The organism is Roseofilum capinflatum BLCC-M114, assembly GCF_030068505.1.
In the GTDB taxonomy this organism is placed as follows: Bacteria; Cyanobacteriota; Cyanobacteriia; order Cyanobacteriales; family Desertifilaceae; genus Roseofilum; species Roseofilum capinflatum.
Genome location: NZ_JAQOSO010000079.1, coordinates 46,967 through 64,812, shown reverse-complemented (window position 1 = coordinate 64,812; position 17,846 = coordinate 46,967). Strand labels below are relative to the sequence as shown.

Here is a 17,846-nt window from a genome sequence, read left to right as displayed (position 1 = left end):
ACAATCTCACTCCCACCTTAGAGGTTGTTTTTAATTTTTAATTTTTAATGGGTCACTGAGCGGAGCCGAAGTGTTAATTGCTCAGGACTGGGATAGGCGCTTAACCTCTTGCCCACCAAGCAATTGGTCGGCTTCTCGGAGGAGGTCGGGAATGATGTTTCTATGGGGACTGTTGGCTAAACAGGGTTTCAGGTCAACCTTCAGGTTATGGGCTTTATTGCCGGGAAACCAGTGGCTGCCATTGCCGAGGAGGTTATAGCGCATTTTGGCATACTCGACTAAATCGTAGGCGAGGGCAAGATTCCTCAGCCAGAGAATAATGGGAATGTTGATGTTATTGGGAGTTTCTTCGGGAGTGGGGAGGCCGACATGCCAAGTTTTGTACCAATTTTCTCCGAAAGTGGCGATCGCCGCCTCCTCTAACCGATGGAGAATGGGCGGTAGGACTTCATCAGCCCGATCTAACAGGGGCAAAACCTTCAGATGCTCCTCAAAATCACTCGGACGGGCTGCTCCTAAGCTCAGGGTATGGACTTGGGGATGACTGAGGCAAAACAGGTCATTAAAGACCATCGGACTCAGGGGAGCGCAAAGATCCACCAATTTTTGTGGTGGTTTGTAGAGTTGCCCCCCTTTATCCGAGGGACTGATGATAAACACCCCTACATCGTGCTTTTGAGCCGCTTGAATCGCCGGCCAGTTGGTCTGATTAATGTAGTACCAATGGAGGTTTACATAGTCAAATTGACCGGTTTCAATGGCTTGGGTAATGATATCCGTGGGGCCGTGAGTCGAGAAGCCAATAAAGCGAATTCTGCCCTGTTTCTGGTATTCCCGGGCCACATCCAAGCAGCCCCCAGGACGGACAGTTTGCTCGATAATCTCTTGAGTATTGATCCCATGAATCCCTAACAGATCAATGGTATCGAGTTGTAGGTTCTGGAGCGAGGTTTCTAGGTTTTGGCGAAACTCTTCGGGATCGGGTTTGGGAACCACCTTGGTTTGCACAATCAGGCGATCGCGGGGTAGTTTGGGTAAAACTTGACCCAATTGTAGCTCGGATGTCCCATAGCCCCTCGCCGTTTCGATATGGGTAATTCCCACCTCCAAAGCACGGCGAATCGTCGCCTCTAGATTGTGCTGATTCTCTTCTGGAATTTCGGATAGGGGCTTATCTTGCCACTTGTATTGATAGCGCATCCCTCCACAGGAGAAGACAGGCATTGGTAGATTGGTTCTGCCAAATCGTCGATACTGCATGATTGATGGGGTTGATCGGATTCAGGGGGTCTGGGAAAATAGGGCGATCGCCCTAATGGTGAACCCTAGTTCACACTTTTTCGCCAAATTTTACCCACCCCCGTCATCCTACCACTGATCCCCAGAAGACATAAAGAATTAGAGCCAACTTACAAGTCTGACGGCAATCAACGATAAGATCAACGTAATGTCTGTTTTGGATGGTTACGGCGGAGGTTGGGCATATCCAGGGCAGACCCTAGTGACGTTTACCTATCTTCAGTTAATCATGAACATGGATATCTCAGAATTAGATCATTTAGAAAATTCCGTTCAAGACTTATTGTCAGCCGCTAAACTTGAACTCGAAGCCAGTCGTTTAGAGCAACAACGGGATGAACAGGTTCAAGCCGCCGTTGCCGAAATTGAAAAACGACTAAAACCTTTATTAGCTGACGTGGAAAAGACCCTTGCTGACTTCGATAATTTAAGTTTAGGAGATAGTGTTACCCGACAAAAATTAGAAGACAAAGCGGCAGATTTACGGAAACAACTTGAAGAAGCTCCGGTTTTAGCAGCTCAAGTAGCCGATCGCCAACTGATTCTCAATGAAGAACGCTTACTCGATGAACAGTTAGCCGAGCAAACCTATCGCTGGCGGCAAGAATTGAAAGCCGATTTACTCGATATGATTGCTGAACAAGAAGACTTTTATAGTGCCACCGATGCAGCCGTTGCCATTCGTCCCTATATTCAAGACCTGAAAGCCATTCAAGGGCTAGAAGACGTGATTGAAGCCCTGATTAATCAAATTAATTTATATAGTAAAGAAGGGCCCGTGGCTCGCTTGCGGGGCAGCCATGAACAAACCCTAAATTTTATCTACGACAAAGCCATGGAAAACCGAGCCAGGGTAGAATTACCTCGTAATGTTCAACCCAAAACTCGCCATCGGGTATCGGAAAAACAACCCAACCCCTACATGCTTTTGGAAGGCAAAGTTGTCGTATTTGGAGGCCATGATAAATTAGCCACGGCGGTCAAAAATCGCTTGCGAGCTTCTAAAGTGGATTTAAATTGGTGTACCGCTCAAGATGGGCTACAAATGGCTCAACAAATGGAAAGTCATATTGCCACGGCCGATTTAGTTTTAATTATTACCGGTTATGCCAGCCATGCTCTCACAGAAAAAGCCATGCAAGCGGCTCAAACTTCGGATCTTACTCCAGAGATGATTAATACCACAGGGATGACCAAGGTTTTGGAAAGAATTGAGATTGCCTTAAAATCAAGACTTTTAGCTCGTCGGTTAAATAATTCCACCAAATCCTAAGTCATGGATAATGGGTAATGGGTTCTCTTCGCATTTGTAGTGTTTTCCTATTTCCCATTTCCCTTACCGAAAATTTGGGTTTAAAGCCCCGTCCTTTTAGGACGGCTTTTGAAATTTCAAGGTTGTCAAGTCAACTTTTGGTGCGCTATGCTGATTTTATCCAAGCAAGTTTTGCGTAAAATGTTTGTTTTAGAGTTCAAGGTAAAAGCTAAAACTCAACAGTATAAAGGGATAGACGAGGCTATCCGTACCGCTCAATTTATCCGTAACAAGTGCTTAAGGTTATGGATGGATACACCAGGAACGGGTAAAAAGGATTTATATCGATACTCTAAAGTTTTAGCCCATGACTTTAATTTTGCTGACCAATTAAACTCAAGTGCTAGACAAGCAAGTGCTGAACGTGCTTGGAGTTCGATTAGTCGGTTTTACAATAACTGTAAACGCAAAATACCAGGGAAAAAAGGCTATCCTCAGTTTAAGAAGTTTAGTCGCTCTGTTGAGTATAAGCAATCTGGGTAGAAACTTCTTGACCCTAAAACTGTTAAGTTCACCGACAAGAATAATATAGGCGTTCTTAAGTTAGTAGGAACGTGGGATTTAGCTTATTTTCAAAAGTCTGATATTAAACGAGTCAGACTGATTAGACGAGCGGACGGTTATTATTGTCAATTTGTGCTTTCTTGTGAAGTCAAAGAAGAGGTTAAACCATCAGGTAAGTGAATTGGCTTAGATGTGGGTTTGTCTTCTTTTTATACGGATAGTGAGGGGAACAAGGTAGAGAATCCTCAATTCTTGAGAAAGTCTGAGAAACGACTAAAAACGCTTCAAAGACGTTTATCCAAAAAGACAAAGGGGAGTAAAAATAGACAAAAAGCTAGACAAAGATTAGCTAAAGCTCATCTTAAAATCAGTAGGCAACGTAAAGACTTTGCTGTAAAGTCAGCCAGGTGCGTAGTTCACTCTAACGATGTGATAGCTTATGAAGATTTAAGAGTTAAAAACTTAGTTAAGAATCACTGTCTAGCTAAAAGTATAAATGATGCGGCATGGCATCAATTTAGAGAATGGATAGAGTATTTTGGGATTAAATACGGCAAGATAACAATTGCTGTCTCACCCAACTACACTTCTCAAAACTGTTCTAAATGCGGTGAAATGGTGAAAAAATCTCTATCAACAAGAACCCATGTATGTACTTGTGGTTGTGTATTGGATCGAGACGAAAATGCAGCCATCAATATTTTGAAAAAAGGACTAAGTACCGTAGGGCATACGGGAACTTTTGGGCTAGACCCAATAAACGCTTGGGGAGAGAATACCTCTACTTTCTCAGAAGTAATTCTGTCTAAGCAAGTAATCTCCGTGAACCAAGAATCCTCGTAATAAATAAGAACTCGGAACCACATCTAACCACGGAACAATTGACCAGAACAGAAGGGTCGGCTGAATCAGTAAACGAAAATTATTCAAGATACTATTCAAACCAACCTAAATGCAAGTATTTAAAATATTCATAACTTCTCACATCACCAAACATCTCTTGATAAGAGTCACAATATTGATCGACAACCGAAACTGTAGTTTCTGGAGATCTGGGCAAATGTTTTAAGATCTGTAACTCTACATCCATTGCTCTATCTCGCTTTTAGCTATTGATACTCTATTTTATTCTATCTTCATTCTCGGAGAGTGACAGAAAAAGGAAAAGTTCGATTATACCAACCCTGCCCACCTTACTGCTATATTTTGATTGATTACCCGAACTTGATAGGATTTTTAAGGGCGATCGCTCACCGTTTTAACAAACTCCTTACCATTTTCTTCTAACACCACAATCGGATTACCGCTAGAAGCGATTTCAATCCGTTTCACCCGTATTCTACCGTTGGACAGGGATTCCCCAGCCACCACATAACGAGAAGTCGGTTCATCCGGAGCCTTAAGAATAGCCCGCATTCCATCCGGTAGTTCCGCCACTCCCGTGACTTTGACCGCTTCTGCTCCCGATGGTTTGACCGGGCTAGGAGTGGGTACGGGCTGGCTTTGAGACACTTCAATGGTTTGAGGGAGTTGTTGGAGGCTAGGATTGACGGGTAGAGTGGGCAATTGAGGCACGTCCTGGGGAGGGGGTGGAGGGGGAGCAGGTAAGGGTTTAACTGGGGAGGGGGCGGGATTGGGTTTAACCGTCACTTCTGGGGGAGGAGTCGATGGAGTGGGAGTTTTCTTAATCTGTCTTGGAGTAACAATGGGATTTGCTTCTAAGGGGCTGAAAGGGTCGCGTTGACCTTCTTTGAGCTGCGCTAACCGTTCCTCAGCCGAGGTTGAAGGCGTTAATTGGGGAATTTGGGCTAGAATTGGGCGATTCTCTTTGGGCGCAACCTGCGGTGAGGGAGAAGGGGTAACGGCAACTTCTGGCTCGATCTCAACCTCTGCTTGGGAGGTATAGGGCGCACTACAGCCCACTGTCCCAAGTAAAGAAATACTGATGGCACTCCACAGAAAGCGATTCATAACTAGAACTCCCAATCTTGCTCTTCTCATATAAGAATAATAGGGAATGGGGAATAGGGAACAGGGAATGGTTAATCTCCCTATTATTAAGTTTTGTAACAATTTCCCGGATTTCGCATAAAATCGCCGTCTTTTTTCTGAGATCCCTATAGAGACCCTTATTAAATGCTCTGAAATCCCATCCAAGTAAGGATGGGATTTTTTCTACTGATTTAGGAGGTACTCCCATGTTTTTGCCGATCGCCATTTTTGCCATTATCGTCATTCTCTGGACTCAAGAGACCTTAGTGGAGAAACCGAAAGAGAAGAAAACCCCCGAAGAAAAACTCGCAGAGGCGATCGCCGATTATCTCAAAGCCGGAATAAAAATTCGCATCGATCAATCTCAAGACAAATAGGACAAACTGATGCCCCGTTCTTGCAGAAAGCTGTCCACCTGTTCGGCCGTTGGCCCGGGGGAGATCGCCCCTGCTTCTAGGGTTGTGAGTGCGCCCACGGCTGCCGCATACGTGACAATTTCCTTCACCTTCTGGGGATCTTGTAGACTAGAAATCCGGTAGCGATTGAGTTGATGAATAAAACCTGCCACAAATCCATCCCCTGCACCGGTTGTATCTTTAACGGGCACTGAAAAAGCCCCTACAGTTCCTTCTCCTTCCCCGATCGCATAATGGATAGGGCGATCGCCTGCTGTGACTACTACCCCTTCTAAATCCGGAAACCGGTCTCGGATCGCCAAAGGATCGGTCGTTTCAAACAAGACTTGGGCTTCTTCATCGCTGACTTTGACAAAATCTATTTGGGCTAACAAATCATAGATTAAAGGTTTGGCCAAATTCGGATCGGGCCAAAAAACCGGCCGCCAATTGACATCGACGACCAGTTTCAGATGATATTGATTAGCAATCTCCAACGCTTTGTGAATGGCTTCCTGGGTTTGGGGATAAGCTAACTCTAGGGTTCCCAGAACTAAATATTCAGCCTCTTTAAATAGGTCTATGGGCAAGAAAGCAGCATCAAGATAGGCATCCGCAAAGGCAGTAGTCTCCACCCCTCCGAAGCCTGCAAAATAGCGATCGCCCTTATAGGAATGAACCACATAAATCTGTCGGGTGGGGGCACTCGGATGCCGTTGAATGCCTTGGATATCCACTTGTTGTTCTTGCAGGAACTTCACCAGGCGATCGCCGGCCTCATCCGATCCTACACTGCCAATAAACGCTGATGGAGTGCCTAGCTTCACTAATCGACAGGCCACATTAGCCGGAGCGCCTCCTGGGTAGGGAGTCCAGGACTTAACCTGATCGTAGGGCAGTCCAGCTTTGTCCGCCAGACAATCGAATAAAAGTTCACCTAAGCACAGAACCTGAGCTGTATTCATAGAAAATTTTGCCGTAAGCCTAGAACCCTCAGTGTACTACTATTCCCGGTCGTTATCACCCTTATGATCCGTCCTCTAGCGGGGATCGTGGGCTGCTACTGGCGATCGGACTTATGAAGATTTTTCTAGTGCCAGGCCACGGCTCAAAAATTGATTGGCTCAATTAGAAATCAACAATACAATTGCAGAGATTGCATTGAATTATAACTTAAGTAGATATACTAGAGTATATATGCTTTCCATTAGTAGAGATCGATAATCACTATGACTGTTAGCGAATCAATGAAGTCCATGTCTCTCTCAGACCGTGAAGTTCAAGTCGTTGAACTCGTGGCCATGGGATTAGCTAACCAGGATATTGCTGAACGGTTAGAAATCAGTAAGCGCACAGTAGACAATCACATTAGCAATATTCTCAAAAAGACGAAGACCGATAATCGGGTTGAGTTGGTTCGATGGGCAATGAAATGGGGTAAAGTATGCATAGATGAGGTCAATTGTTGCACTCTACCCAACGACTCTACGGAACCAGAAGACGAATAAATGTCATCTTTACCTATGAAACCCCAATCTGCATCTGTCCTGGCTTCGACTGGGAACCAGAAGAGACGAACTCTGGCTTGGCACAAGTTACCCCTGGCGGTATACCGCGAGGTCGCCGCCCATTTGCGTCAAATTGATGGTGTGAATACGGGGCTGTATCAGCGCTCTAACTCGGAGTTTAATTATTATTTAAGCCAGGTTGGGGGCATGTGGATCGAATACCCGGAGGATCTGGGGGCTGAGGATTTGGCCCGTATGGATCAAATCTTGGCTTACTATAGCGATCGCTATGGTGTCTGGAAATCAATTGATGAAAAGTAATGGCACAACTGCAAGGTATACGAGGAACTCGCGATATTCTGCCCGATGAGGTGGCTAGGTGGCAGTGGGTGGAGGCGATCGCCCGGAAAATTCTATCTCAGGCCCGCTATCAGGAGATTCGCACGCCGATTTTTGAGCAAACGGAACTGTTTGCCAGGGGAATTGGGGAAGCGACGGATGTGGTCGGAAAGGAGATGTACACTTTTACCGATCGCGGCGATCGCTCCATTACCCTGAGACCGGAAAATACGGCTGGAGTGGTTCGCTCCTATATCGAGCATAGTCTGAGCGCTAAAGGGCTTCAGCGTCTCTGGTACATGGGGCCCATGTTTCGCTATGAACGGCCCCAAGCGGGACGACAACGGCAGTTTCATCAATTGGGGTTGGAGGCGATCGGAACTGCCGATCCGAGAGCGGATGCTGAGGCGATCGCCATTGCCACCCAAATCCTTAAATCCCTCGGCCTCAAATCCCTGAAGTTAGACCTCAATTCAGTCGGCAACCGGGAAGACCGCTTAAACTATCGTCAAGCCCTGGTTGACTATCTGACTCCCTATAAAGAAGAGTTAGATGCCGACTCTCAAGACCGTTTAACCCGTAATCCCCTACGGATTTTGGATAGCAAGGACAAGCGCACCCAAGAAATTGTCCAAGATGCACCCAGTTTATTACAGTATTTAGGCGACTTCTCCCGCAATCATTTTGAACAGGTGCAAACCCTACTGACAGATTTGGGGATTGACTATCAGATTAATCCTCGCCTAGTTAGAGGACTCGATTACTATACCCATACCGCCTTTGAGATTCAATCCGATGATTTAGGGGCCCAAGCCACCGTTTGTGGGGGCGGACGCTATGATGGCTTAGTCGCCGAATTGGGGGGCAAAGAAACCCCGGCCGTCGGTTGGGCTATGGGATTAGAGCGCTTGATGATTTTAGTCGAAAAACTGGCTCAGGTTCCCCAGTCTACCCTCGATTTTTATCTCATTTCTAGGGGAGAATTGCCCCAGCGCCAATCCTTGAAACTGGCTCAGAGATTGCGCGAAGCCGGATTTTCTGTAGAACTCGACCTGAGTGGTGCAGCATTGAAGAAACAAATGGCTCGCGGGGACAAAAGTGGGGCGATCGCTTGTTTGATTTTAGGCGATCGAGAAGCCGAAAACCAAGAAGTACAACTCAAATGGATGGCCACCAAAGAACAACAAACCCTCGAACAAACCGATCTCTTAAGCAACACCCCCTATTTACGCCAGCAACTCGATAAACACTCCTAAACTCGACCACGGAACTCCCTTAAACCCATTTTCGTCACCATTTTCTGAATAGATCAGAAGTATATACAATAATAGGCTGTAATCTTAGTCTGGTTAAGTAGAATGAAGGAGAAACAATGGAGGCTCTAAACTCAATGATACGAGAAAAACAGCACATCAGTAATGTAGGCTCAGATTCTGAATGGGATAGAGAAGAGCAAATTATCAAGAATCAAAAAGCGATGGAGATCCTTAAAGCGATGATGGATCGAAATCGTCGTAAGAAAACAACTGAAAAAGATTTAGAATTTTGGCGATTTGTTTATGAAACGATCGATAATCATCGCCCCGTTGGACAGAAGCTATTTTCTGAAAATAATGAAAATTAGATGATCGTTTTTATAGATAGTTCTATCTTGGGGGTACTTTGTAATCCTAATATTTCTTCAGAGAACGATAAATGTCAAAAATGGTTATATTCTTTACTAGCAAGAGGGTCTAGAGTCGTAACTTCATATATTTGTGATTATGAGATTAGAAGATCCTTAACACTTGCTTTGAAACAGGATCGCCAAATAAACGGATTAGAAAACCTCAATGATCTAAGTAATGTTATAGAATTCCTTGAGGTGACTAACAATGTATTGTACAGAGCAGCAGAAATTTGGTCAGAGGCTCAGTTGCAAGGACAACCGACAGCTCCTCGCCAAGCCCTAGATATTGATCTCATTATTTCTGCTCACTACCAAATCTTACAAGAAGAGTATCCCGGCCGTTATGTAGTTATTGCAACCAAAAATATTAAACATTTGAGTCGTTTTTCTACAGCAAGAGATTGGAAGGATATCAAATTATAGTACATCGCTTGTCCTGTCTCTTACACGATGTTTTATTGTTATTTGAAATAACCATAATTGTTAATTGTTCCTATGGCTCTTATTCCTCCCTACCTGATTATCTTTACCATTGCCCTAGTCATTCTCCCTTCCCTAGGGGCAATTCTCTTAAGGATGGCACTCCATTTACATCTTACCGTTCTTTCGCAAAAAGTAAGGCGATTGATTCACTGGCAACCCCTCAACCGCAAACCCGAAATCATTGAATATGTAGAACAACGGTATGCAGAATCGATTACTCGCTTAGAACAAGTTAACACTGGAGCGCTCATCGATCAAGTCTATAGTCAAGAGAAAGTTCTGTTTTTATCCTGCGATCAAATTGAGTATTTAGGGCGAATTTTGCCCAACTTGCTATTATCCGTCGGACTTCTGGGAACCTTTATTGGCATCACCTTAAATCTAACTGCCTTAAGTGAAACCATCAGTAATAGCACCGCCACAGACATTAACGCTTTATTAGAAGCGTTGCAACAACCTCTACAAGGCATGGGGATTGCCTTTTTTACTAGCTTAGTCTCCATCTTATTTAGCGCCGTCTTAACCGTCGTCAATGGACTGTTTAATACCGCGATCGCCAAAACCAAATTTGTTGATGCTCTCGAAGACTATCTAGATAATGTTTATCTACAAACCTTAGAACATAATACCCGCTTTGATCGCATGATTCAAGGGATGAATCACTCCTTTGAAGGCTTTCTTAATCGATTTGGGCAAATGGTGAGCGCCTCGGTAGAATTAGCCCTCAAAGAAAAAATGGAAGAGTTGGCAACTGAAAACCATCGCGCCGCAGAACTGGCAGAAAGAGTTTATAGTCGATTAACGGAATCCATCTTAACCATTAGCCAAAGCACAGACGAATTTAAGCAATCTGCCGATCATTTCTTAGCGGTTGCCCAACGGTTAGAAAATAGTCCCTTTCCCCAAAGTTTAGCCACAGCAACTCATAGTTTAGGGCAACTTCAGCGCGGGTTCGATCAATCGATTAATAGCTTAACAACTTCGGTGCAAACTATTGAGATTGCTGCCTTAGAATTACAAAGTTATAGTAAGCGGTTGTCTAAATTTGGCGATCAGATGAGCCAAAGTCATCTGACTTCCTTAAAGGTCATTGAAACCCAACAGCAAAGTCAACAATCTCTTGAGAATATGATTGCCCAATTGCAAGCGGGGACTCAGGGCTTTCAAATGGCAGTGAAAGCGGTCGATCAATTGCAACGGCGCACCATTGCTAAAGCGGAAGATTTAGATGAGTTGCAAACGGAACTGAAGCAAGTGGTTACGGCTTTGAATCAGGTGACTCGCGCTATTGGGCAAGGAATGGAAAATTTAGGGAGTCATGTGACGACTTCAGAATCTATTCAAGATAATATTAAACAAATGAAAGAAACCCAGACAGAGCTGCTGAGACTGCGCCGCGCCCTAGAAAGTAAATCGAATTAGGGAATAGGGAATAGGGAATAGGGAATAGGATAAATCTGGTTTGACCCATTAGCAGTGTGAATCTCTATATATCATGACTCGTCGTAAATATCGCAATATAACTACTCAAGAAGATCTGAAAATTTGGACAGCGTTTACGGATTTGATGTCCAATGCGTTTATGATCTTAACGTTGTTTTTGCTGTTAGCGTTAATTAAATCATTTTTTCTGAAATCGGTTTCTGATGCCAATGTGACGCGATCGCAAGAATTAGAGTCCCAATTAGCCAATCTGCAACTAGAGTTAGATAGCAGAACCAGCGCTGTGCAAGGGTTAGAAGGTCAGGTGGCGAATCTGCAAGATCAATTGCAACGGCGGGAAAATGTGGTGCAAAAGCTGCAAGGGGAAATCGAACGGTTAAAATCCCCTCCGGTGATTGTGTTACGAGAGTCTCAAGCGCGAAGCTTTCCCTCTGGGAGTGCTGAACTTTCTTCTGATTTCCAACAGTACATTTTAGAGGATTTAGTGACGCAAATTGAAAACTTTGCCCAAAATTATCAGGGCTATGTGGTGGAGGTGATTGGTCATACGGATGGTCAAGAAAATACGGGTAGTGTGAGTAATTTAGATGGAGTTTTAGAGGATGTGGTGGCTGGTAGTGCGTCAGTTTCTCGGCTGAATCCGGGATCGAATGCGGATTTGGGGTTGATGCGTGCGGTTGCGGTGGTGAAGGTGTTAGAAAGCAATCCCCGGTTGCAGTCGATGGGGTTACAGTTTAAGGCGTATTCTGCGGCTCAATTGTATGGGGTTTCGGGGAATTTTGCGCCGACGGATGGTCGGGATAATCCGAGTCGCAGACGCATTGAGATTCGGTTTACTCCTCCTGCGGTGGAGCGGTAGTTGCCCTCTCCCTTTCATGTCCGCTTGCGGAAAATCCCTCTCCCACGGGAGAGGGACTTTCTCCCCTTCTCCCTTCGACTTCGCTCAGGGCAGCGCCTGTGGGAGAAGGCTTGCCCTGAGCGAAGCCGAAGGGGGCTGGGGGATGAGGGCTAAATCCTGATGCTTTTTTCGGGTTTCGGTCACAATAGAGAGGGAAGCGCGTTTTTTGAGCATAGATGGAGAGAATGGACATGGTAACGACAACGACGGAATTTAAGAGTGTGTATGGGCCGGTGGTTTCTTGGCGTTATGGGCGATCGCTGGGCATAGATCCGATTGGGCAAACGTCGGTTTGTTCATTTAATTGCGTCTATTGTCAGTTGGGAGAGATTGAGATTGTGACCGAAAAGCGGGCGATTTATGTGCCGACAGAAACGATTTTGGGGGATTTACAGGGGTTTGCTCCTTGGGATGTGGATGTGGTAACGCTCAGTGGGAGTGGCGAACCGACATTAGCCTTAAATTTAGGGGAAATTTTGCAAGGCATCAAGGACATGACCCAAAGACCGACGCTGGTGCTAACGAATGGGACGCTGTTGGATGATCCGCAGGTGCAAGCGGATTTGAGATATTGCGATCGCCTTTCGCTTAAACTAGATGCTGTTACCGCCAAACCCCTCAACTGCGTCAATCGTCCCGTAGACGGCTTGGATTTAGAGCAAATGTGGCAAGGAATGCTCGATTTTCGCCAACAGTATTCTGGAGAAATTGGCGTACAAACCATGATTTTGACTCCATGGGATACTCAAACGCGCCATCAGTATATCGAGATGATGAAAGCCTTATCGCCGGTGGAAATTCAACTCAATACCCCCTCCCGTCCGAAACCCGTCAAACGGCAATTAGATGGCCGGGGAAATCATTATGATGAACGGTCTTATGAGGTGAGACGCTTAAAATGTGTGGAGCTAGAAGTATTGCAAGCCTTTGCTGAAGAAATTGAACAAGAGACTAAGATTCCCGTGCGCTATCGAGGGTAAGTTATTTTAAACAAGCTTTTGAGAAAGAGCGATCGCCTCTTCTGAGTTGGCGATCGCCCCCTCAATCTAAATTAAGAGAGTCCCACTAGCTTTTCACTCAACTCCCATAGACGTTTCGCCTTTTCCACATCACTTCCTTCGGCTGAAAGTTCCTGCGCGAACGCTTTGCGGCCTTCTTTTTGCCGGTTTCCCCAACTCCAATGGACTCCAGATTGCTGATATTCTGGCTCTGCCATCACGTCAGCAACCCGTTCTCCCGCTAATTCTTGGGAAACATAGCCACCGGTAATATTCTTTTGGAAGAGGGGGAAAATTGTCCGGAAGAGAGGATAATGGTTGCGGAATAGGGGCGTATCCGCCACACATCCCGGATAGAGCGAATTAAATACAATGTCCGTCGATTCATAATAGCGGCGATGAAGCTCACGGGTAATCAGCATATTACAAAGTTTGCTATCTTTGTACGCTTTACCTGACTTGAATTTCTTGCCATCAATCATGGAAATCGGCGCTTTAAACCCTTGTTCCAATCCTTTCATATCCCCTAAATCTGGAGGTGCAGGAATAGGAATTTTACCGCCCAATTCTTTCGTATTTGCCGTGACTGTTCCCAGGATAATCAGACGGCGATTGGAAAATTTAGACTGAATCAGATCGTCTAAGAGCAGGTTGCATAACAGAAAATGACCCAGGTGGTTCGTCGCGACACTCACCTCATAGCCATCTACCGATCGCTGGGGTTCCTTGAGTAACGGTAGATACACGGCTGCATTGCACAGCAACACATCTAGAGCGCGTTTGCTCTCATGAAAGGCATTGACAAAGTTACGCACGCTCTGTAAGTCTGCCAAATCTAAATGCATAACTGTATACGCATCCTTGGGAATTTCTAGCTCTCTAGCCGCCGCTTCTGCCTTCTCTAGGTTGCGGCAAGCCATGATAACATGCCAGTCCTCTCGCTTGGCCATCGCTTGAGTTGCATATAAGCCGACTCCAGAGGATGCGCCTGTGATGATTGCAGTTAAGTTACGTTTTTGTCCCATATGGTTGATTAAACTCGATTGACCCAAGTGTGTGAGATTCGGTCTAGACTTATTAGCATACAGCGCTTCGCGCGGTAATGGGTAATGGGAATTGGTCACAAGTTAAGGTTATAGGTGAGGGGGAGGCAAAAGGCAAAAGGCAAAAGGCAAGAGGGAAAACCTAGTCAAGAGTCCATAAATAGACTGAAATTGCATGTTTATTATGTATTTTTTCCATGATTAACCCGATCGCAAAAAACTCGCTATAATAAAATAGGGTTAGTCATTTCTTTTAATGCCATCTTGCTCTGAATCCGTTCTCAGAGAGGCCCACTGTTTAGTTAAAATTCAATTAATCTCCTCTTAACATGAGCCAAATTCTTGATTCCTTGTCTACAACCGATTCTCAGCGTTTAGTCTGTAGCTATAAAAATACCACTGAATCGATTCAAATTGCCCGAATTTCTAATATTTCCAATTGGTATTTTGAACGGGTGGTATTCCCCCAAGAATATCTATTATTTGAAGCCCCTCCATCAGCCCATTTAGAAATTTATCAAGAGGATGAGCCAGAAAGCGTCAAGTTAGTTAATGAGATAGTCTGCGATCGCCTCAGCATGAGCGAACCCGAACCCCTTTCTGTTTAAATCCGACCCCTAAAGCCGTATCATAGCGGAAGAAACTAAGGGCCCCAACCACGGATGCAAGCAAACTCGACCTTATTCCCCCCTGGCACACTCATTGAACGCATTAGCCAACAAACCCAGTATGCCTTAAAGTGTGGGGCCCTCCATCCCATTCTCACCGACTATGAGATCATCGAAGATAGCGGAATTCCCTTTTTGGTGAGAATTGTCTCTAACCTCGCCCGTAAAGAAGCCCAAAAACGCAAACAACAGGGCACTAAAGACTCTAGCAAACCGGTTAACCCATTTCTGCCCTGCGATCGCAACCTCTTCGTCAGCGACATCTCCCCCACTCACCACTGTCTGCTCAACAAATACAACGTCGTAGAGCGCCATATCCTCATCGTCACCCGTGACTTTGAATCCCAAGAAAACTGGCTCACCCTCGCCGACTTTCAAGCCTTATGGTTTGCCCTTGCGGAAATTGATGGTCTTGGATTCTACAACGGTGGCATCGATGCAGGTGCAAGTCAACCCCACAAACACTTACAACTCGTTCCCCTCCCCCTCATTCCCCAAGGCATAGCCATCCCGATCGAGACGGTATTCGACCCCAAATCATCCCAGAGCAGCCCCTATCAGAGCCATCAACTGCCCTTTCCCCATGGGATTATCTTTTTTGACCCTGAAATAGTTAACAGTCCAGAAAACGCCGCTCAGGTGACCCTGAACCACTACCACCAGCTCCTGCGGCACGTCGGACGCTTAGGAGAAGGAGACCCAGGCATTCAACAAACCGGAGCCTATAATTTACTCATTACCCGCCGATGGATGATGGTCATTCCCCGCGCTCAGGACGCTTATCACTCTATTTCCGTCAATTCCCTAGGGTTTGCCGGAGCCTTATTAGTCCGAGATGCTCAACAACTGGAACAGTTAAAACACTTAGGATTAATGAACTTATTACAGCAAGTTGCTGGATTATAAAAAGGTTATACGCGAGTGCAACCGGTGATTTCCTTAACAAGGTTAGAGTTGCTCGGTGTGGCTATTTTTCAATCCGAGTTTCCGAAGCAGCTCGAAAGTTCCTCCGGGTTCAATATGGCATTCGCTGATTTTTTCATTTCGAGTATGGGTTTGCCCTGTCGATCGCAGGGAAGCAATTGCGAGAATAACCCACGGTTGGGTACAATGAACAGTCTGTGACCTATTGAGTTGAAATGACAGACCCTTCAAAATCCTCACGTTCGGGTTGGGGAAATCTATGGCATCAACATCGGGAAAATGTAATCATTATCGCGATCGCTGTAATGATTGCTCTTGTAGTGCGGACGGCGATCGCTGAACCCCGGTTTATTCCGTCTGATTCCATGTTTCCCACCTTAGCAGTGGGCGATCGCCTTGTCATTGAAAAGGTCTCCTATCATTTCCATCCCCCCGAAACCGGTGATATCGTTGTCTTTGAACCTCCCCCTCAACTGCAAGCGCAAGGATACCGCAAAGATCAAGCCTTTATTAAACGAGTCATTGGTCAACCCGGTCAAACCGTGGAAGTTTCTGGGGGTAAAGTCTATCTGAACCAACAACCCCTTCAAGAAGATTATATTGCTGAACCGCCAGAATACCACTGGGGGCCCGAACAAGTCCCCCAAGGACAATTATTTGTCATGGGAGATAACCGCAACGATAGTAATGATTCCCATATTTGGAAGTTCTTACCCCAGAACAATATTATCGGTCGGGCTGCATTTCGCTTTTGGCCCCTCGACCGTCTAGAACTTATTCATCATTAGATCGAGTTACTACCGGAGAAATGGGTCTCAAGCCTCCCCCTTATCTTGTCTTGTAGGGGTTTCATTGAACTACAATTTGGTATGTAGGGGCGAACGGCCGTTCGCCCCTACAGATGGTCTTAAACTTGAACGGTTTTTAACCTCTGCACTGCTGACGTGACAAAAGATTGCACAAATGCGGTGCGCTGGTTCTGTTGAAAGACTTGTTTGATAATGGAGGTCAATTTATCTAGGTTTAATCCCTGTTCTGGATTAAAGTCTTGGGTTTGGAAATATTCAACTAAACTTAATCCGGCAATGCGCGTTAAATAGGCAGCGCTGATGCCTTGTACCAGTCCACCCGCAGTATAGGTGATGGCGTTGGTTTTAAGAACATGAGTAATGGTTTGGGTGGAGAGTTCGACTAAGCCGAGTTTGACGATTAGTTCACCTAGGGTTCCGGCGACTTTTTGACCTTGTTGGAGGGTGAAGGATTGGTTGGGTTGATAGATTTTGGCTAAGTCTAAAATCAGTTGACCGGTAATTGCGCCCGTTGTCAAGAGATCGAGGCTGGGAATGGGGTTAGCGAAGGCAGTGGTAGCGGCGATCCATTGGTATTGCTCGATCGCCGGCAAAGCGCGATCGCGGCGTTTCTGGTTCCAGACGGCTTGAATTTCGCCCTGTAAGGCTTCTGCTTGGCGCTGGATCGTCCCTAAAATGGGCGCACTAGAAGCGGTAGCCACTTGCGCCAAACGGGTTGTCAGGGCTTCAATTTGGGGCGCTGGCTGTTCCATCCATTCGTTTACTGTGCCATCCGGTTGGTGTTTGCGGACTTTGATCGCTTGAGGGATAGCGGCAGTTACGACTAAATCCTCTTGCTCTAGTGTGCCGGTGATGCGGCTGTTAATTTGTTGCAGAATGCTGGGAAGTTCTTGGGGTAAGTATTGATCTTGTTTATTGAAGACTAAAATAACATGGTGATGATTATTTTTGAGCCGTTCTAGGGTTTGATATTCAGAATCGGTTAAATCTCCCGAAATAACCAACAGAATCACATCACTGTTGCTCTGTTGTGCTTCAATCTGGCTTTGAGTTTCGGCGCTCGGATTCGGCGTAAACAGGGCAGGGGTTTCTACAATTTGCCAATCCTGAGAGAGGAGATTCAACAGGCTAGTTTTGCCCACATTTCTACCGCCAGTAATGGCAATATTGAGGGTTTTGCGGTTAATTTCGGCTCTGAGTTCATGCAAGCGGTTTTGCCAACTGGAAACATCAACGTCTTCTGTGGCTAATTCGGAGATCGCCCCTTCAACCTGAGTAAACGTCTGCTCCAAAGTTTCCCGGTTTACCCGTTGAGGCAGGGTTTCCACGGAAGCAGAGGCAGACTTTTGCCGCCACCACCAAATCCCACCCCAGGCGATCGCCCCCAGGGTAACCCATTCTCCCCATTCACTCACGGAACTTTGGACATTTGCCCATAACCACAGGATAGCCCCTAATCCTAAGCCACCAACTAACAGAGGACGACGTATGAGTGTTGCCATCGATATTCTCCACTAAACCCAACCAGATCTCTAGCTTAACTCGATTGGGGGGCATTGGGG

18 protein-coding genes and 2 pseudogenes are annotated in these 17,846 nt (G+C 45.7%); 14 read left to right on the top strand and 6 right to left on the bottom strand.

All coding sequences use genetic code 11. The features are described from left to right. Positions 1 to 81: 81 nt before the first annotated feature. Positions 82 to 1,260, bottom strand: a complete 1,179-nt coding sequence (locus PMG25_RS13810) for an aldo/keto reductase (RefSeq protein WP_347178831.1) — start codon at positions 1,258 to 1,260, stop codon at positions 82 to 84. Positions 1,261 to 1,447: 187 nt separating this feature from the next. Between PMG25_RS13810 and PMG25_RS13805 the strand changes: the two genes are divergently transcribed. Beyond that, on the top strand, positions 1,448 to 2,572 hold the full coding sequence (locus PMG25_RS13805; RefSeq protein ID WP_283767482.1) for a DUF2325 domain-containing protein: 1,125 nt from the start codon (positions 1,448 to 1,450) through the stop codon (positions 2,570 to 2,572). 180 nt (positions 2,573 to 2,752) lie between these two features. Then, a pseudogene (locus PMG25_RS24485) lies at positions 2,753 to 3,958 on the top strand (RNA-guided endonuclease InsQ/TnpB family protein). A gap of 103 nt (positions 3,959 to 4,061) precedes the next feature. Here PMG25_RS24485 and PMG25_RS13790 read toward each other — a convergent pair. Further along, a pseudogene (locus PMG25_RS13790) lies at positions 4,062 to 4,205 on the bottom strand (IS701 family transposase); the annotation flags it as partial. A 146-nt stretch (positions 4,206 to 4,351) separates the two neighbouring features. Then, positions 4,352 to 5,086 (bottom strand): hypothetical protein, encoded by a 735-nt coding sequence (locus tag PMG25_RS13785; RefSeq protein WP_283767479.1) that lies wholly within the window; start codon positions 5,084 to 5,086, stop codon positions 4,352 to 4,354. Between the two features lie 227 nt (positions 5,087 to 5,313). Here PMG25_RS13785 and PMG25_RS13780 point away from each other — a divergent pair, with 227 nt between their 5' ends. Then, entirely contained in the window at positions 5,314 to 5,484 is a 171-nt protein-coding gene (locus tag PMG25_RS13780; protein ID WP_283767478.1) for a hypothetical protein, read from the top strand. Here the strand turns inward: PMG25_RS13780 and PMG25_RS13775 are convergent. Beyond that, the gene (locus PMG25_RS13775; RefSeq protein ID WP_283767477.1) at positions 5,472 to 6,467 is read right to left on the bottom strand and encodes a carbohydrate kinase family protein; all 996 of its coding nucleotides are present in this window, start codon (positions 6,465 to 6,467) and stop codon (positions 5,472 to 5,474) included. The two genes, PMG25_RS13780 and PMG25_RS13775, sit on opposite strands and share 13 nt — an antisense overlap. Before the next feature lie 264 nt (positions 6,468 to 6,731). Here PMG25_RS13775 and pedR point away from each other — a divergent pair, with 264 nt between their 5' ends. The 8 genes from pedR to PMG25_RS13735 all read left to right on the top strand — a co-directional run bounded on the left by pedR (position 6,732) and on the right by PMG25_RS13735 (position 12,822). Further along, complete coding sequence (gene pedR / locus PMG25_RS13770; protein ID WP_283767476.1) at positions 6,732 to 7,010, top strand: photosynthetic electron transport-dependent transcriptional regulator PedR; 279 nt, start codon at positions 6,732 to 6,734, stop codon at positions 7,008 to 7,010. Beyond that, complete coding sequence (locus PMG25_RS13765; RefSeq protein WP_283767475.1) at positions 7,011 to 7,331, top strand: hypothetical protein; 321 nt, start codon at positions 7,011 to 7,013, stop codon at positions 7,329 to 7,331. It abuts the gene before it with no gap. Next, complete coding sequence (gene hisS, locus PMG25_RS13760) at positions 7,331 to 8,605, top strand: histidine--tRNA ligase (protein ID WP_283767474.1); 1,275 nt, start codon at positions 7,331 to 7,333, stop codon at positions 8,603 to 8,605. The genes PMG25_RS13765 and hisS overlap by 1 nt, the downstream gene beginning before the upstream one ends. Positions 8,606 to 8,739: 134 nt before the next feature. After that, entirely contained in the window at positions 8,740 to 8,973 is a 234-nt protein-coding gene (locus PMG25_RS13755; protein WP_283767473.1) for a hypothetical protein, read from the top strand. Continuing rightward, entirely contained in the window at positions 8,974 to 9,441 is a 468-nt protein-coding gene (locus tag PMG25_RS13750) for a PIN domain-containing protein (RefSeq protein WP_283767472.1), read from the top strand. Positions 9,442 to 9,513: 72 nt separating this feature from the next. Further along, positions 9,514 to 10,923: a hypothetical protein gene (locus PMG25_RS13745; protein ID WP_283767471.1), complete on the top strand. Its 1,410-nt coding sequence runs from the start codon at positions 9,514 to 9,516 to the stop codon at positions 10,921 to 10,923. Positions 10,924 to 10,996: 73 nt separating this feature from the next. After that, positions 10,997 to 11,803 carry a hypothetical protein gene (locus tag PMG25_RS13740; protein ID WP_283767470.1) on the top strand — a complete coding sequence of 269 codons (807 nt, stop codon included), beginning with the start codon at positions 10,997 to 10,999 and terminating at the stop codon, positions 11,801 to 11,803. Positions 11,804 to 12,033: 230 nt separating this feature from the next. Further along, on the top strand, positions 12,034 to 12,822 hold the full coding sequence (locus tag PMG25_RS13735; RefSeq protein WP_283767469.1) for a radical SAM protein: 789 nt from the start codon (positions 12,034 to 12,036) through the stop codon (positions 12,820 to 12,822). A 71-nt stretch (positions 12,823 to 12,893) separates the two neighbouring features. Here PMG25_RS13735 and PMG25_RS13730 read toward each other — a convergent pair whose 3' ends face one another. After that, positions 12,894 to 13,865, bottom strand: coding sequence for a protochlorophyllide reductase (locus tag PMG25_RS13730; protein ID WP_283767468.1), 972 nt, complete (start codon positions 13,863 to 13,865; stop codon positions 12,894 to 12,896). A 347-nt stretch (positions 13,866 to 14,212) separates the two neighbouring features. On the opposite strand from PMG25_RS13730, the gene PMG25_RS13725 reads away from it, so the two are divergent. The 3 genes from PMG25_RS13725 (at position 14,213) to lepB (ending at position 16,263) form a co-directional block, all read left to right on the top strand. Then, positions 14,213 to 14,491: a DUF1830 domain-containing protein gene (locus tag PMG25_RS13725; protein ID WP_283767467.1), complete on the top strand. Its 279-nt coding sequence runs from the start codon at positions 14,213 to 14,215 to the stop codon at positions 14,489 to 14,491. 54 nt (positions 14,492 to 14,545) lie between these two features. After that, a complete protein-coding gene (locus PMG25_RS13720; RefSeq protein ID WP_283767466.1) occupies positions 14,546 to 15,457 on the top strand; it encodes an ATP adenylyltransferase family protein in 912 nt (303 codons plus the stop codon). 233 nt (positions 15,458 to 15,690) lie between these two features. After that, positions 15,691 to 16,263, top strand: coding sequence for a signal peptidase I (gene lepB / locus PMG25_RS13715; RefSeq protein WP_283767465.1), 573 nt, complete (start codon positions 15,691 to 15,693; stop codon positions 16,261 to 16,263). A gap of 119 nt (positions 16,264 to 16,382) precedes the next feature. Here lepB and PMG25_RS13710 read toward each other — a convergent pair whose 3' ends face one another. Then, positions 16,383 to 17,786 (bottom strand): slr1306 family protein, encoded by a 1,404-nt coding sequence (locus PMG25_RS13710; protein WP_283767464.1) that lies wholly within the window; start codon positions 17,784 to 17,786, stop codon positions 16,383 to 16,385. Positions 17,787 to 17,846: the final 60 nt, after the last annotated feature.

Bases quoted from the DNA above. Each gene is read 5' to 3' on its own strand.
- PMG25_RS13720 (WP_283767466.1), top strand. From the start codon at position 14,546: ATGCAAGCAAACTCGACCTTATTCCCCCCTGGCACACTCATTGAACGC.
- PMG25_RS13735 (WP_283767469.1), top strand. From the start codon at position 12,034: ATGGTAACGACAACGACGGAATTTAAGAGTGTGTATGGGCCGGTGGTT.
- pedR (WP_283767476.1), top strand. From the start codon at position 6,732: ATGACTGTTAGCGAATCAATGAAGTCCATGTCTCTCTCAGACCGTGAA.
- PMG25_RS13750 (WP_283767472.1), top strand. From the start codon at position 8,974: ATGATCGTTTTTATAGATAGTTCTATCTTGGGGGTACTTTGTAATCCT.
- PMG25_RS13785 (WP_283767479.1), bottom strand. From the start codon at position 5,086: ATGAATCGCTTTCTGTGGAGTGCCATCAGTATTTCTTTACTTGGGACA.
- PMG25_RS13755 (WP_283767473.1), top strand. From the start codon at position 8,740: ATGATACGAGAAAAACAGCACATCAGTAATGTAGGCTCAGATTCTGAA.
- PMG25_RS13765 (WP_283767475.1), top strand. From the start codon at position 7,011: ATGTCATCTTTACCTATGAAACCCCAATCTGCATCTGTCCTGGCTTCG.
- PMG25_RS13775 (WP_283767477.1), bottom strand. From the start codon at position 6,467: ATGAATACAGCTCAGGTTCTGTGCTTAGGTGAACTTTTATTCGATTGT.
- hisS (WP_283767474.1), top strand. From the start codon at position 7,331: ATGGCACAACTGCAAGGTATACGAGGAACTCGCGATATTCTGCCCGAT.
- PMG25_RS13745 (WP_283767471.1), top strand. From the start codon at position 9,514: ATGGCTCTTATTCCTCCCTACCTGATTATCTTTACCATTGCCCTAGTC.
- PMG25_RS13740 (WP_283767470.1), top strand. From the start codon at position 10,997: ATGACTCGTCGTAAATATCGCAATATAACTACTCAAGAAGATCTGAAA.
- PMG25_RS13710 (WP_283767464.1), bottom strand. From the start codon at position 17,786: ATGGCAACACTCATACGTCGTCCTCTGTTAGTTGGTGGCTTAGGATTA.
- PMG25_RS13730 (WP_283767468.1), bottom strand. From the start codon at position 13,865: ATGGGACAAAAACGTAACTTAACTGCAATCATCACAGGCGCATCCTCT.
- PMG25_RS13810 (WP_347178831.1), bottom strand. From the start codon at position 1,260: ATGCAGTATCGACGATTTGGCAGAACCAATCTACCAATGCCTGTCTTC.
- PMG25_RS13725 (WP_283767467.1), top strand. From the start codon at position 14,213: ATGAGCCAAATTCTTGATTCCTTGTCTACAACCGATTCTCAGCGTTTA.
- PMG25_RS13805 (WP_283767482.1), top strand. From the start codon at position 1,448: ATGTCTGTTTTGGATGGTTACGGCGGAGGTTGGGCATATCCAGGGCAG.
- PMG25_RS13780 (WP_283767478.1), top strand. From the start codon at position 5,314: ATGTTTTTGCCGATCGCCATTTTTGCCATTATCGTCATTCTCTGGACT.
- lepB (WP_283767465.1), top strand. From the start codon at position 15,691: ATGACAGACCCTTCAAAATCCTCACGTTCGGGTTGGGGAAATCTATGG.